The organism is Flavobacterium succinicans (assembly GCF_001662485.1).
GTDB classification, from domain to species: Bacteria; Bacteroidota; Bacteroidia; order Flavobacteriales; family Flavobacteriaceae; genus Flavobacterium; species Flavobacterium succinicans_A.
The window spans coordinates 375835-391218 of record NZ_JMTM01000035.1; the positions used below are offsets into that span (position 1 = coordinate 375835).

General features: G+C 35.2%; 10 protein-coding genes. All 10 read left to right on the forward strand.

Annotation, left to right across the window (positions count from 1 at the left end; genetic code table 11):
- The first annotated feature begins 103 nt into the window (after positions 1 to 103).
- The 10 genes from FLB_RS07180 (at position 104) to FLB_RS07225 (ending at position 15243) form a co-directional block, all read left to right on the forward strand.
- Complete coding sequence (locus tag FLB_RS07180; RefSeq protein ID WP_157490569.1) at positions 104 to 1030, forward strand: T9SS C-terminal target domain-containing protein; 927 nt, start codon at positions 104 to 106, stop codon at positions 1028 to 1030.
- 341 nt (positions 1031 to 1371) lie between these two features.
- Positions 1372 to 3228 carry an ABC-F family ATP-binding cassette domain-containing protein gene (locus tag FLB_RS07185; RefSeq protein WP_064715260.1) on the forward strand — a complete coding sequence of 619 codons (1857 nt, stop codon included), beginning with the start codon at positions 1372 to 1374 and terminating at the stop codon, positions 3226 to 3228.
- A 79-nt stretch (positions 3229 to 3307) separates the two neighbouring features.
- Positions 3308 to 3766: an FKBP-type peptidyl-prolyl cis-trans isomerase gene (locus FLB_RS07190; protein ID WP_064715261.1), complete on the forward strand. Its 459-nt coding sequence runs from the start codon at positions 3308 to 3310 to the stop codon at positions 3764 to 3766.
- Between the two features lie 161 nt (positions 3767 to 3927).
- Positions 3928 to 4707, forward strand: a complete 780-nt coding sequence (locus FLB_RS07195) for an O-methyltransferase (protein ID WP_064715262.1) — start codon at positions 3928 to 3930, stop codon at positions 4705 to 4707.
- A 115-nt stretch (positions 4708 to 4822) separates the two neighbouring features.
- Positions 4823 to 5509: an ABC transporter ATP-binding protein gene (locus tag FLB_RS07200; protein ID WP_064715263.1), complete on the forward strand. Its 687-nt coding sequence runs from the start codon at positions 4823 to 4825 to the stop codon at positions 5507 to 5509.
- 24 nt (positions 5510 to 5533) lie between these two features.
- Positions 5534 to 8461: a M16 family metallopeptidase gene (locus FLB_RS07205; RefSeq protein ID WP_064715264.1), complete on the forward strand. Its 2928-nt coding sequence runs from the start codon at positions 5534 to 5536 to the stop codon at positions 8459 to 8461.
- A gap of 99 nt (positions 8462 to 8560) precedes the next feature.
- A complete protein-coding gene (locus FLB_RS07210; RefSeq protein ID WP_064715265.1) occupies positions 8561 to 9130 on the forward strand; it encodes a cob(I)yrinic acid a,c-diamide adenosyltransferase in 570 nt (189 codons plus the stop codon).
- Between the two features lie 106 nt (positions 9131 to 9236).
- Complete coding sequence (locus tag FLB_RS07215) at positions 9237 to 9458, forward strand: DUF2795 domain-containing protein (protein ID WP_007138072.1); 222 nt, start codon at positions 9237 to 9239, stop codon at positions 9456 to 9458.
- A gap of 85 nt (positions 9459 to 9543) precedes the next feature.
- On the forward strand, positions 9544 to 12888 hold the full coding sequence (gene secA / locus FLB_RS07220; RefSeq protein ID WP_064715266.1) for a preprotein translocase subunit SecA: 3345 nt from the start codon (positions 9544 to 9546) through the stop codon (positions 12886 to 12888).
- A gap of 174 nt (positions 12889 to 13062) precedes the next feature.
- Positions 13063 to 15243: an AHH domain-containing protein gene (locus FLB_RS07225; RefSeq protein ID WP_064715267.1), complete on the forward strand. Its 2181-nt coding sequence runs from the start codon at positions 13063 to 13065 to the stop codon at positions 15241 to 15243.
- Positions 15244 to 15384 lie beyond the last annotated feature (141 nt).

Genomic DNA, 15384 nt, shown 5'->3' on the forward strand with positions numbered 1-15384 from the left:
AATGAGATAATACTCTCTCAAAAGCACAAGTGATTATTCTTACTATTAAAAAATTATTACAAATGTATTTCCTTATTTTTACCATTCATTAGAATGAATGTCCATGAAATTCTTGTTGTACTTACTTTGTTGTTTTTCGATAGTTTACCCTCAACCCTATAAGAGTAATGATGCTATTGCAATAAAAAACAAAAAATGTGAATTTCCCAAAACCAAAATAAAACCTTTGCTTTCTTCTCCACTATCGGATTCTTTAAAAGAAACTTCGGGTTTAGTGTTTTTTGAGGGTTTGTTTTGGACACACAATGACGACCATGACACGACGCTTTACGGTTTGGACGATTCAGGAAAAATTAAAAGAAAAATAAAACTAAACGGAGTAATCAATCATGATTGGGAAGAAATCACACAAGATAGTTCCTACCTATATATAGGAGATTTTGGCAACAATTATTCGGGGAATCGAAAAGATTTGAGCATTTTAAAAATTGAAAAAAGATCCTTTTTGCAAAAACAACCTCATATTGAAACGATCACTTTTTCGTATAGCAATCAAAGCAATTTTAGTCCGCAAAAACCCAACAAAACAGAATTTGATTGCGAAGCTTTTGTAGTAACAAAAGACAGCCTTTATTTGTTTACTAAAGAATGGAAAACGGCTACTACAAGCCTTTATGCTTTGCCCAACAAAACAGGCCATCAAGTGGCACAACTACAAGCTTCTTGGGATTGCAAAGGCTTGATTACAGGCGCAACTTATTTGGAGACTGAGAAAAAAATTATGCTTTGTGGATACACCAAAAGAGGAAGTCCGTTTTTATATCTTTTGCATGACTTTGAGGGAAATCACTTTTTATCGGGTTGCAAAAAAAGGATTAATCTAAAAATGCGATTTCATCAAATTGAAGGAATTGCTACGATTGATGGCAACACCTTTTATTTGACCAATGAAGCTTTGGTTAGAAAACCTTTTTTGAAGATTCGGCAACAATGGCATGTGGTGGAACTGAAAGACAATAATGGAAAATAACACTAATAACAACTGCAATTTAGCACTACACTTTTTAAGTCACATCGAGCAGTTTATACTGAGCGAAGTCGAAGTACAGTCGAGAGGTACTAATGGTTCTCGACTGCGCTCGAACTGACAAATCGAACTAATTTATAAAAACCAATGTTACTCCTTAACCCCGATGGGAACGGCATCCTCCTGACTGGTGAACGAACCAGACAGGAGATATAGTGGACAGCGGGACCCAATGTTTGCTGAAAATGCCTTTTGCATCTGTTCCTAAAAAACAACCCTTACACTTTGAGAAATAATTCGCAAATGGCTATAGAATAGTTTACTTTTGCAAAAAAACAAGCACTGTGAATTACTTATCTGTCGAAAATATCTCTAAGTCTTTTGGAGAACGCACTCTTTTTGAAAACCTTTCGTTTGGGATTAATAAAGACCAAAAAATTGCCTTTATTGCCAAAAATGGGTCTGGAAAAACCTGCATCATGAAAATCATCAATGGCGAGGACGAACCCGATACAGGACAAGTGGTGATTCGTAAAGACATTAAAATGGCGTTTTTGTCGCAAGATCATAATTTGCAAGACGAATTGACGATTGAGGAAAGTATTTTCGCTTCGGATAATGAAATTTTGAAAGTGATTGAACGCTACGAAAAAGCATTGGAAAATCCCGAAGACGAAGAAGCCTACCAAAAAGCGTTTGACCAAATGGATCAATACAATGCTTGGGATTTTGAAACGCAGTTTAAGCAAATTTTGTTCAAACTAAAGCTAGAAGACTTCAAACTGAAGGTTAAAAATTTGTCAGGTGGACAAAAGAAAAGACTTTCTTTGGCTATCATTTTGATCAATCGTCCTGACTTGTTGATTTTGGATGAGCCTACCAACCACTTGGATTTAGAAATGATTGAATGGCTGGAAAGTTATTTTGCTAAAGAAAATATTACCTTGTTTATGGTGACGCACGACCGTTTCTTTTTGGAGCGCGTGTGTAACGAAATCATAGAATTAGACAACGGAAAATTATACCAATACAAAGGCAACTATTCTTATTATTTAGAGAAAAAAGAAGAGCGTATTGCCTCTGAAAACGCTAGTGTGGACAAAGCCCAAAACTTGTTTGTAAAAGAATTGGAATGGATGCGCAGGCAACCTAAAGCTCGTACAACCAAGTCGAAATCGCGTCAAGACGATTTTTACATCATTAAGGAAAAAGCCCAAAGCAGACGACGAGAAAACAAAGTCGAGCTCGAAATCAACATGGAACGCATGGGCAGCAAAATCATTGAATTGCACAAAATCTCTAAGAAATTTAAGGATCATGTGATTTTGGATAATTTTAGTTTTGATTTTCAAAGAGGGGAACGCATCGGGATTATTGGAAAAAACGGGACGGGAAAATCTACTTTTTTGAATGTACTAACCGGAACTTTACCTTTGGATAGCGGAAAAGTAATCGTGGGCGACACCATAAAAATTGGCTATTACACCCAATCTGGAATCAACCCAAAACCCAATCAAAGGGTTATAGATATTATTAAGGAATACGGAGAATACATTCCGCTAAGCAAAGGGAGAATTATTTCGGCTTCGCAATTGTTAGAACGCTTTCTATTTGATGCCAAAAAACAATATGATTTTGTAGAAAAATTGAGCGGTGGCGAATTGAAACGTTTGTATTTGTGTACCGTTTTGATTCAGAATCCTAATTTTTTAATTCTGGATGAACCTACCAACGATTTGGATATTGTGACCTTGAATGTTTTGGAAAGTTTTCTTTTGGATTACCCTGGTTGTTTGATGGTGGTATCGCACGATCGTTATTTTATGGATAAGATTGTCGATAATTTATTTGTGTTTAGAGGACAAGGCGAAATTGAAAACTTCCCTGGTAATTATTCGGATTTTAGAGCCTATGAGGACAGCGCTGATGTGGCACAAAAAGAAGAAAATAAAGCCGATAAAAAAGATTGGAAACAAAACAATCCAACTGGGAATCTAACGTTTAACGAGCAAAAAGAATTTCAAAAAATAGAACGTGAAATCAAAGATTTAGAACTAGAAAAAGCAAAAATAGAACAGCTTTTTGCCGATGGCCTAGTCGTTGAAATCGAAAAGAAAGCCAAAGAATTAGAAAACATTATCAAAAAAATTGAGACCAAAGAAGAGCGTTGGTTTGAACTTTCGGCCAAATTAGAAGGGTAATTTTTTTAAAGTTTTCTTAAAGATTCTTACTTAAAATAATGAATGCTTATTTTAGCCATTATTAAAAATTACAGTAAAAATGAAAAAATTAGTATCAGCATTTATGCTTTTAACCTTATTTGTATCTTGCAGTTTAGACAAAAATGAAGTGGTTGACTATACCGCACAAAACGAACAAGAAATCAAAGATTATCTCACTAAAAACAATTTAACAGCCAAAAGAACAAATTCGGGTTTATATTATATCATCAATGAAGAAGGCACCGGAGAACATCCTACAGCCACTTCAAATGTAACGGTGATTTACAAAGGGTATTTTACTAATGGAACTGTGTTTGATCAAAGTAAACCCGAAGGATTTACTGTTGGACTTAATCAAGTAATCAAAGGATGGACAGAAGGAATTCCATATTTTAAAAAGGGAGGTAGCGGCGTTCTTTTGGTTCCGGCGCATCTTGGTTACGGAAGTTTTAATTATGGCCCAATTCCGGGAGGCTCGGTTTTATTATTCGACATAAAATTGGTTTCGATAAACTAATTTTGAAACTAAAAAAACATAGTAAAGTCACAACTAGAATTATTTTGTTGTGACTTTTTTTTGTGCTTTGATGTAAAATCTTCTTTTTTGTGTTTTTCTTTGCAGCAATAGTTGAATGGATCTTTTCAAAACCTTCAGCTATTAAAATCTTTTGACACTATATGCTTTTTCAAATAAAATCTTATTTACATTTCCTTTGGAATTCCAAGAATGAACACGGTGTACATTCGCCTTTTGTTTTTTCTTTAGTCACAAAATGTTTTTATGACAAAAAAAACAAACCCGAATATACCTTAATAAAAGACTACCGAAAAGCACTATTAGAAAACAAAAACACTATCGATGTTACTGATTTTGGTGCAGGATCAAGAGTTTTCAAATCCAACAAAAGACAGATTTCAAGAATTGCACAAACGGCAGGAATTTCATCAAAACGAGCCGAATTATTATTCCGAATTACGCGCTATTTTCAGCCAAAATCAATTTTAGAAATCGGTACTTCCTTGGGATTGGCGACTTCTGCTCTAGCTTTAGGCAATCCAAAGGCCAAGCTAACGACTCTAGAGGGCTGTCCCGAAACTTCAAAAATAGCCAAAGAGCAATTTCAACAATTCAACTTTAACGCAATTGAATCAATTACTAGTCAATTCGAATCATTCTTGAATACTGATAATCTCTATTTAAAAAACTATGACCTCATTTACTTTGACGGCAATCATTCAAAAGAAGCAACTTTGGCTTACTTTGAACAATTATTACCAACCATAAACAATGAAACCGTTTGGATTTTTGATGATATTCATTGGTCAAATGATATGGAAGAGGCTTGGGAACAAATAAAAAAACACCCAAAAGTTCGAGTAACTATCGACACCTTTCAGTGGGGATTAGTTTTTTTTAGAGAAGAGCAAGCCAAAGAACATTTTACAATTCGCTTATAAAAACATTAAAATTACGATAAAGTTGTAACGGAAATCAAATTCAGTCAACTAATGAAAATCTATTTCGTATTTTTAAAACGAATTTAAAACAACATTAATCTTTATTCAATAGTCGATGGCAGAATCACTAATTAAAATAACCAATATTAAGCGAAATTTTTCATTGGGTAACGAAACCGTTTATGTACTAAAAGGAATTGATTTAGAAATAAAAAAAGGGGAATATGTTGCATTAATGGGGCCTTCGGGATCAGGAAAATCAACATTGATGAATCTTTTAGGTTGTTTAGACACACCTACTTCTGGCAATTACATTCTTAACGGGAAAGATGTTAGTAAAATGAAAGATGATGAATTGGCCGAAATTAGAAACAAAGAAATTGGCTTCGTTTTTCAAACTTTTAACCTTTTGCCAAGAACAACCGCACTAGATAATGTCGCTTTACCAATGATTTATGCTGGCTACTCTAAATCAGAACGTGTAGCAAGAGCCACTGAGGTACTTCAACAAGTAAATCTAGCCGATAGAATGGACCACCAACCTAACCAACTTTCGGGAGGTCAGCGTCAGCGTGTTGCTATTGCAAGAGCCCTTGTCAACAAACCTTCTATTATCCTAGCTGATGAGCCTACTGGAAACTTAGATAGTAAGACCTCCGTAGAAATCATGAAACTATTCGGTGACATTCACGCACAAGGAAATACCGTTATCTTGGTGACGCACGAGGAAGATATTGCTGCTTATGCGCACCGCGTAATTCGTTTACGAGATGGATTGATCGAAACAGATACTACAAAATAATTTACTTTAACCAAGACTATAAATATGTTTAAAAAACCAATTTTATCTTTATTATTTTTATGCTCAGTTGCGACTACAATTGCGCAGGAACAAATCGAATGGAAAGAAGCTTCAAGCAATGGCTATACTTACAAGTATGTCACTAACGATGCTACAAAAGCCCGTTTCTATACTTTAAAAAACGGCTTAACTGTAATCTTAAGTCCTACTAAAAAAGACCCTCGTATTCAGGCTTACATCGCCATCAAAGCTGGAAGCAAAACCGATCCCTCTACCAATACCGGATTAGCACATTACTTAGAGCACATGCTTTTTAAAGGAACCGATAAATACGGAACCTTGGATTGGGCTAAAGAAAAAGTAGAATTAGATAAAATTGACGCTCTGTATGAGCAATTCAACCAATCAAAAGACAGCATCGAAAGAAAAGAAATCTATAAGAAAATCGATCAAACTTCAGGAGTTGCCAGTAAATATGCTATTGCCAATGAGTACGACAAAATGATGTCTGCTATGGGCGCACAAGGAACGAATGCCTTTACTTCTTTTGAGCAAACGGTATATACTGATGATGTTCCAAGTAGTTCTTTGGACAAATATTTGGCCGTACAAGCGGAACGTTTTAGAAATCCAATTCTAAGAATTTTTCATACCGAGCTAGAAGCGGTTTATGAAGAAAAAAACAGAACACTAGACAATGATGGTCGTAAAGTTTCGGAAGCTTTATTTTCCAACTTATTCAAAAAACACAATTATGGTTTACAAACCACTATTGGAACAGTTGAGCATTTAAAAAATCCATCCTTAATAGAAATCAGAAAGTATTTTAACAAATACTACGTACCTAACAATATGGGTGTTATCTTGTCTGGTGATTTCAATCCAGATGAGGTAATTGCAAAAATAGACAAGGCTTTTGGGTATATGCAACCAAAAGCAATTGAAAAATACACTTTTGAACCAGAAGCTCCTATAACAGCGCCAATAGCGATTGAAGTTGTTGGCCCAGATGCGGAAAGTTTTGCCATCGGTTACCGTCTTCCTGGTAACAAAGATAAAGATGCTTTATTAGCGAATTTAGTTGGACAAGTACTTACTAATGGCAAAGCCGGTTTATTGGATTTAAATTTAGTTAAGAAACAAAAAATGCTTCGCGCGAGTGCCTTTACCTATAGCTTAATTGATTATAGTGTTCTTTATTTATCTGCAGCACCTACTACTGGCCAAACCTTGGAAGAAGCAAAAGCATTAGTCTTAGCTGAGATTGAAAATTTAAAGAAAGGAAACTTTGACGACGATTTAATTCCATCAATCATAAATAATATTAAAAAAAATAAAATCTACGAAACAGAAAAATACGGCGATCGTGCAAGTAATTTAATGAGCAACTTTACTTCAGAATTAGACTGGAAAAATCAAGTGGCTTACGTAAACGATTTATCTAAAATAAAAAAAGAAGACATCGTAGCTTTTGCTAATAAATATCTTGGAGATAATTATGTAGTGGTTTACAAAAGAAAAGGAGAAAACAAAAACAAGGTCAAAATTGAAAAACCACAAATTACTCCTGTTGAAACCAATGCGGACAAACAATCTGACTTCTTAAAACAAGTGAACGCTATTCCAAGCATTGCTTCAACACCCGTATTTTTGGATTACAACAAAGACATTCAGAAATCTAAAATTGAAAAAGCAGAAGTACTTTATGTTCAAAACAAAGACAACTCTATTTTTAGATTAAAATACCGCTACAAAATTGGTACACTAAACGACTTAAAACAAGGATTAGCTAGTCAATACATCCAATTTTTAGGCACGGATACAATGTCAGCCGAACAAATTTCAAAAGCATTTTATAAAATAGCTTGTAGCTTTAACATCAACACTAGCGAAGAATATACTACCGTAAGCATTGAAGGTTTACAAGAAAATTTTGAAAAAGCGGTTCAATTGTACGAAGAAGTTATTGAAAAGGCTAAGGCAGATGAAAATGCTTTAAAAGCTTTAAAAGCTAGAATTGCAAAATCCAGAAAAGATTTCAAATCAAATAAAAATGCTATTTTACAAGGACTAACAAGCTACGCTACTTATGGACCTGTAAACAAATTCAATAACATTCTAACTACCGGTGAATTAGAGTCATTAACAACAGAAGACTTAATGAGTCGTTTGAAAAACTTAAATAATTACGAACAAACCATTATTTATTATGGACCAGCACCATTAACTACTTTTGTAAATCAATTAAAAGCCCTACACAAAGTTCCAGCAACTTTTACTGCAACACCAGCAGCCAAAGTTTTCAAGCCATCGGTACAAACTCAAAACCAAGTGTTTTTTACCAATTATGATATGGTACAAGCTGAAACGCGTTGGGTAAGAAATACGGAAACCTATGATGCCAATAAAAATGCAATTATTAATGTATTCAATAACTATTTCGGTGGCGGTATGGGATCAGTGGTTTTTCAAACTATTAGAGAAAGTAAAGCCTTAGCTTATAGCACCTATGGATATTATGTAGAGCCTCAAAAGAAAGAAGACAACTATCTTGTTTTAAATTATGTCGGAAGTCAAGCGGACAAATTCAAAGAGGCTACAACAGCGATGAATGAACTTTTGAACAACTTACCTGAATTAAGCGAAAATTTAAATTTAGCCAAAGGTCAAGTTAAAAAAGACATTCAAACCGAAAGAATTACGCAAGACAATATTATCTTTAATTACCTAGCAGCAAAACAACTAGGATTAAAAGAGGATATCAGAAAAAAGACATTCTCAACTGTAGATCAAATTTCTATGAATGACCTAAAAACTTTTCACAATAACTTCATAGCCAATAAACCTTACAGTTATGCCATTGTGGCTTCTGAAAATAAGATTGATATGAATGAAATGAAAAAACTAGGAGAAATAAAGAGAGTATCTTTGGAAGAAATTTTCGGATTCTAATTTTTTTTATCATCCAAAAAAAAGACTGCTTTGGCGGTCTTTTTTTATATTTACAGCGGTCAAAACCATTGAAGACAATTAAATCAAGAACTTACCTTAATGAAAGTATATACTAAAACTGGTGACTCAGGAACTACATCCCTATTTGGAGGAACTCGAGTGCCAAAAGATCATGCACGCATTGAAAGTTATGGCACTGTAGACGAACTGAATTCCTACATCGGCTTGATTCGCGACCAAGAAATGGACAACCATTACAAAAACACACTCATAGAAGTGCAGGATCGCTTATTTACTATTGGAGCCATTCTTGCCACTCCACCAGAAAAAGAGGTACTAAAAAACGGTGAATTGCGTCTGAAAAACTTAGGCATTACTGATCAAGATATTGAATTCCTTGAAATAGAAATTGACACAATGGAAGCTTTATTGCCTCCAATGACGCATTTTGTACTTCCAGGCGGACATACCACAGTGTCATATTGTCATATTGCTCGTTGTGTATGTCGACGTGCAGAGCGATTAGCCGTACATTTAAGCCACAATGAACCGGTTGCTCCCATTGCCATTCAGTACTTAAACCGACTTTCTGACTATCTTTTTGTATTGGCACGAAAGTTGACTTTAGACCTTAACGCTGAGGAAGTAAAATGGATTCCTAGAAAGTAATTTTTTTCCTAAAAAAAACGTTCTTAACTTTACGCAAAAATAAATTACATTTTACTTGTTTTATTCCGTAAAAAATTTATTTTTGCACAAATTAAATCGACAAAATATGTATTGGACATTAGAATTAGCATCTTATTTAAGTGATGCACCATGGCCTGCTAACAAAGACGAACTTATTGACTACGCTATTAGAGCTGGTGCTCCATTAGAAGTAGTAGAAAACCTTCAATCTATTGAAGATGAAGGCGAGATATATGAATCAATGGAAGAAATTTGGCCAGACTATCCTACGGACGAAGATTACCTTTGGAACGAGGATGAGTATTAAAAGTAACCCAAGAAAAAGTCTCAAAAAAGAGGCTTTTTTTTTGTTATAAATAACACAAAATATAAAACAGAAATACAACTAAATCATGAGTTTCATAAACAGCATATTAAAAGTATTTGTAGGCGATAAGTCTCAAAAAGACGTTAAAGCTTTACAACCTTATTTAAATAAAATCAAAAGTTTTGAAAGTACTTTACAGGGACTTTCACACGACGAATTGAGAGCCAAAACTGCTTTCTTCAAAGAAAAAATTAAAGAAGCAAGAGCCGAAAAAGACGCCAAAATTGCTTCTTTGAAAGAAGAAGTAGAAACCATCTCAGATATCGACAAAAGAGAAGATATCTATATCGCTATTGATGCTTTAGAAAAAGAAGCTTATGATATTTCTGAAAAAACTTTAATGGATATTCTTCCTGAAGCCTTTGCAGTCGTTAAAGAAACAGCAAGAAGATTCAAAGAAAACACAACAATTAGCGTTACTGCTACTCCAAAAGACAGAGAATTATCAGCTACTAAAAGCTATATCAACATTGTTGGCGATACGGCTAATTGGGCTAATTCATGGAATGCCGCTGGTAAAGAAATCACTTGGGACATGATTCACTATGACGTACAGTTGATTGGTGGAATGGTGTTGCATCAAGGAAAAATTTCTGAGATGCAAACAGGTGAAGGAAAAACGTTAGTAGCTACCCTTCCATTATACTTAAATGCACTTACTGGAAACGGAGTACACTTAGTAACCGTAAATGATTACTTGGCCAAACGTGATAGCACTTGGAAAGCACCTTTATTCGAATTTCATGGTTTGACTGTTGATTGTATCGACAACCACCAACCGAATTCCGAAGGCAGAAAAAAAGCCTACGATGCAGACATTACATACGGAACCAACAACGAATTTGGTTTTGATTACCTAAGAGATAATATGGCGCATTCGCCAGAAGATTTAGTGCAACGCAAACACAATTACGCCATAGTCGATGAGGTCGATTCTGTTTTGATTGATGACGCTAGAACTCCATTGATTATTTCTGGTCCAGTTCCTCAAGGAGACCGTCATGAATTCATGGAATTGAAACCAAAAATCGAAAACTTAGTTAGTTTACAACGTCAATTGGCGAATGGCTTTTTGGCAGAAGCTAAAAAGCTAATCAAAGAAGGAAACACCAAAGATGGTGGTTTCAATTTATTGAGAGCTTACAGAAGTTTACCAAAAAACAAAGCATTGATTAAATTTTTGAGTGAAGAAGGTATCAAACAATTGCTTCAAAAAACCGAAAACCAATACATGCAAGACAACAATCGTGAAATGCATGTTGTAGATGAAGCTTTATACTTTGTTATAGAAGAAAAAAACAATCAAGTAGAATTGACAGATAATGGAATTAAATTCCTTTCTGGTGATACAGATGCAGACTTTTTCGTTCTTCCAGACATTGGAACTGAAATTGCTGCTATCGAAAAGCAAAATTTAGACAAAGATGCTGAAGCGGAAGCTAAAGAAAGATTGTTCCAAGATTTTGGAGTAAAAAGCGAGCGTATTCATACGTTAACGCAATTATTAAAAGCCTATACTCTTTTTGAAAAAGACGTTGAGTATGTAATCATGGACAATAAAATCCTTATTGTTGATGAGCAAACAGGACGTATCATGGACGGACGTCGTTATTCTGACGGATTACACCAAGCCATTGAAGCCAAAGAAAATGTAAAAATTGAAGCAGCCACTCAAACTTTTGCAACTGTTACTTTGCAAAACTACTTTAGAATGTACAACAAACTAGGTGGTATGACAGGAACTGCAGTAACAGAAGCTGGCGAGTTATGGCAAATCTACAAACTAGACGTAGTTGAAATTCCTACCAATAGAGGAATGGCTAGAATTGACAAAGACGATTTGATTTACAAAACAACTCGTGAAAAATTCAATGCCGTAATCGAAGATGTTACCGAATTATCTAAAGCAGGAAGACCAGTATTAATTGGAACAACATCAGTAGAGATTTCAGAATTATTGAGTAGAATGCTTAAAATGCGTGGTGTAACGCACAACGTATTGAATGCGAAAATGCACAAACAAGAGGCTCAAATTGTTGAGGAAGCAGGTAAACCAGGTGTGGTAACTATCGCTACCAACATGGCGGGTCGTGGAACGGATATCAAACTGACACCAGAAGTAAAAGCAGCTGGTGGATTGGCCATTATCGGTACAGAACGTCACGATTCTCGTCGTGTGGACCGTCAGTTACGTGGTCGTGCAGGTCGTCAAGGAGACCCAGGAAGTTCTCAATTCTATGTTTCTTTAGAGGATAATTTAATGCGTTTGTTTGGTTCTGAAAGAGTAGCCAAAGTAATGGATAGAATGGGCTTACAAGAAGGTGAAGTGATTCAACATTCTATGATGACCAAATCTATTGAACGTGCACAGAAAAAAGTAGAAGAAAACAACTTTGGAGTTCGTAAACGTTTATTAGAATATGATGATGTTATGAATGCACAACGTGAAGTAGTGTACAAACGTCGTCGTCACGCTTTACATGGAGAGCGTCTAAAACTAGACATCGCCAATATGTTGTATGATACTTGCGAATTGATTGTTACCAACAATAAATTAAGCAACGATTTCAAAAATTTCGAATTTGAATTGATTCGTTATTTCTCAATTACATCACCAGTTAGCGAAAGTGATTTTGCCAAACTGAATGAAATGGAATTAACTGGAAAAGTATACAAAGCTACTTTGGATTTTTACACCGAAAAAACAGCAAGAAGTGCTAGAGAAGCTTTCCCTATTATCAAAAGTGTATATGAGGACCCAAACAACCAATTCGAGCGTATTGTAGTTCCTTTCTCAGATGGCATCAAATCATTGAATGTGGTTACCGATTTGAAAAAAGCTTACGATACTGAAGGAGCGCAATTAGTCGCTGATTTTGAGAAAAACATCACTTTAGCGATTGTAGACGAAGCTTGGAAAAAACATTTACGTAAAATGGACGAATTGAAACAATCAGTTCAATTGGCAGTTCACGAACAAAAAGACCCATTGCTTATTTACAAATTAGAAGCCTTCAACTTATTCCGTTCTATGTTAGATAATGTGAACAAAGAAGTAATTTCATTCTTGTTCAAAGGTGACTTACCAGCACAAGAAAATCAAAGAATTCAAGAAGCTAAAGAAGTAGCTCGTCCAAAAGACGATTACCAATTGAATAAAGACGAAATCGAGAACAGCGAAAGTATCAATCGCGAGGCAGGACAAACACAAGCCCGTCAAGTGACTGAAACTATTGTTCGCGACCAGCCTAAAATTAATCGTAATGACAATGTAACTATTCAAGAAATAGCTACTGGCAAAACAGAAACGATGAAATACAAAAAAGCTGAAAGCTTATTGGCAGCTGGAACTTGGGTTTTAGTAAGCTAAATCCAATTTTATATAACAAAACAAAGGCTACCCAAAAGGTAGCCTTTGTTGTTTACAATCTCTTATATTATTGGTTTTTAGTACATTTTTAAAAAAATCACTAAAAGTGGGTATTTTTTTGATTCTTTTACTTCCCTACATTTACTATCTATCCATCTTAACCTAAAATAAATTATGGAAAAAAGTATTAAAAAGTATCGCTATCACTATCTATTGAAAGCCAAATTGTTCGTTCTTACCCTATTTTTGTCATTAAGTAGCTGCGAATACGACACTGATCTGCATATAAGTCAAGCTAATACAACTAATCCGTTGCCTTTTGAAACTAAGGCTATGGCACTAAAAGATGTTCCAGAGGTCGATAACTATATTAAATCAATCATTGGTGATATTTCGCAAAAAGGAAAGACTAATAAATCAAATACAATTACACTCGATGCCACATTTGAAGTGGAAAAAATAGTAGAAACAATTGACACCCTCAACAATAAAAACTACAACCTTCGCTTTACTTTCAAAGACACTCCAGAACATATTACTTACAATCTTATAGTCAATTTTTTGCCTAATGGCGAAAAACATGCCTTTGTGGAGAAACATACTTGTAATCCTGAGTATTATTTAGCATACAGGAACAGTAAATATGATATCAAAAATTTCAAGGGTAAAGTTGAACTGTTTTATTACACCTCCTTTTTTGGTCAACCAAAAACAGATAGTAACGCTAAAACAAGTAAAGATCCTTGCCTACCTCAATATTATCCGAACGGAGACCCAATACCGTCAGTAAGTTCATTTGTAGATGGGAGTAATCCCGATAGTTCCTCTGGTGGCTCTTCACCCTCGGGAGGATTTAGTTCCTCATATGGGAGTGCTGCCTGGTCAGCTACTAGTGGGTATGGTTTATCTGTACAGGTTATAGGTGACTCATCAAGCAACTCCACTGGATCAGGTACTGGAACGGGAACAGGTACAGGTACGGGTGTTGGGACAGCAATAGGGGGTTTTATAACGACTACTGGCACAGCTATAGGCGATGCTTTAAACCAAGTTTGGCTATGGATCAGAAGTTTTGTTTGTAACTCTTGCAGTCCTACTCAAAAAACAACTGCAGACCCATGCCCTACTATCGTCCCTGCGGGCTTTGCTACATTTATTTCGGAGCCTGAGCGACTTGCAATTATAAGGTCACAACTACCATTAACCTTAGAACAATGGCAGTTTTTGCATGGTCAAGAAAGATTTATGCAATCCATCATTAGTTATCTTTCAAAAATACAATCTGACAATACGGAAGCTAAAAACTTTTTATCTTGGACTATCAGTTATCGTATGAAGAACCCTTCGGATATCTTATCCAATACCGTAATAAATCTATTAGATACTAATAAAGCTAGTCTTGAAAATATTAAAGAATTACTTGACCTAGCTAATTTTGAAGATAGTTATGCTGAAGATCATAAAAGCTTGGAAGCAAAAGCTGCATTAAATATAGTTTTACGATTGCTCCAAACAGACAATATTTTTAACATTGACACCCCTGCCGTTGACACCTTACTACAAAATGAATTAGTAAAAATCAACCCTGGATTTGGGACAGCTGGTTTTATGATCAGATACAATACATTGGTGTTACAGGAAATGGCCATTATTATAACTAGTGAGTATCCTCCAGGTCATGTTTTTACTGCTTGGGACTATACAAAAATATATTTTAAAGCAAGTTCTGAAGCCTTACATCTCGCTATGGATATTATGGGGATGGCACCAGGAATTGGCCCCATTTTTGACGTTACCCATGCCGCTTGGTATGCTTTTAGTGGTGATTATAAAAATAGCGCGCTAAGTATAACCGCTGTGGTACCCTTTGCTGGCGATTGGACCACTGTGGCAAGAATCGCTAAAAAAGTGTATAAAATAAACAATGGTGCTAATAGAGTTATCTTAAAAACCTATAAATTAGCCAATGGAACTATTAAATTTAGCAATCGTAGTCAATTAAGAAAAGTATTAGGTATAACAAGCTTAGCCATACATGCACATCACATTATTCCTTATGGATTAGCAAATCATAAATTAGTACAACTTGCAGCCAAGTACAGCGCAAAAGGCAAAAGCGCATGGCACATTAATGACATCCCAAATGGTATAGATATGATCGCTGACTTCCATTTGAATGGTCACAAAAAATATTCAGAAAAAATTTTCGCAAGATTGGAGAAATTACTTGAGAGATCACAGGGAAATATAGAAATAGCCTATGATCTCTTAACAGAATACACTACTACGATTAAAAAGACAATTGAAACAAACCGTAACCTTTCATTAGGTGAAATAGCCGATCTAATTCCTTAAAAATAACGAAAATGAAATATTATAGACTTAGACATTCTCTCGAAAAAAAAGAATTAGGACATTATACCCAGATACAAAAAACCACATGGGACGGCAGACCCTATGATGATGGTGCCTTTGGCACTCAAGGATTGTTTAATC

Excerpts from the sequence above, each read along its gene's own strand:
- FLB_RS07180 (WP_157490569.1), top strand. The coding sequence starts at position 104 with ATGAAATTCTTGTTGTACTTACTTTGTTGTTTTTCGATAGTTTACCCT.
- FLB_RS07190 (WP_064715261.1), top strand. The coding sequence starts at position 3,308 with ATGAAAAAATTAGTATCAGCATTTATGCTTTTAACCTTATTTGTATCT.
- FLB_RS07195 (WP_064715262.1), top strand. The coding sequence starts at position 3,928 with ATGCTTTTTCAAATAAAATCTTATTTACATTTCCTTTGGAATTCCAAG.
- FLB_RS07200 (WP_064715263.1), top strand. The coding sequence starts at position 4,823 with ATGGCAGAATCACTAATTAAAATAACCAATATTAAGCGAAATTTTTCA.
- FLB_RS07205 (WP_064715264.1), top strand. The coding sequence starts at position 5,534 with ATGTTTAAAAAACCAATTTTATCTTTATTATTTTTATGCTCAGTTGCG.
- FLB_RS07210 (WP_064715265.1), top strand. The coding sequence starts at position 8,561 with ATGAAAGTATATACTAAAACTGGTGACTCAGGAACTACATCCCTATTT.
- FLB_RS07215 (WP_007138072.1), top strand. The coding sequence starts at position 9,237 with ATGTATTGGACATTAGAATTAGCATCTTATTTAAGTGATGCACCATGG.
- secA (WP_064715266.1), top strand. The coding sequence starts at position 9,544 with ATGAGTTTCATAAACAGCATATTAAAAGTATTTGTAGGCGATAAGTCT.
- FLB_RS07225 (WP_064715267.1), top strand. The coding sequence starts at position 13,063 with ATGGAAAAAAGTATTAAAAAGTATCGCTATCACTATCTATTGAAAGCC.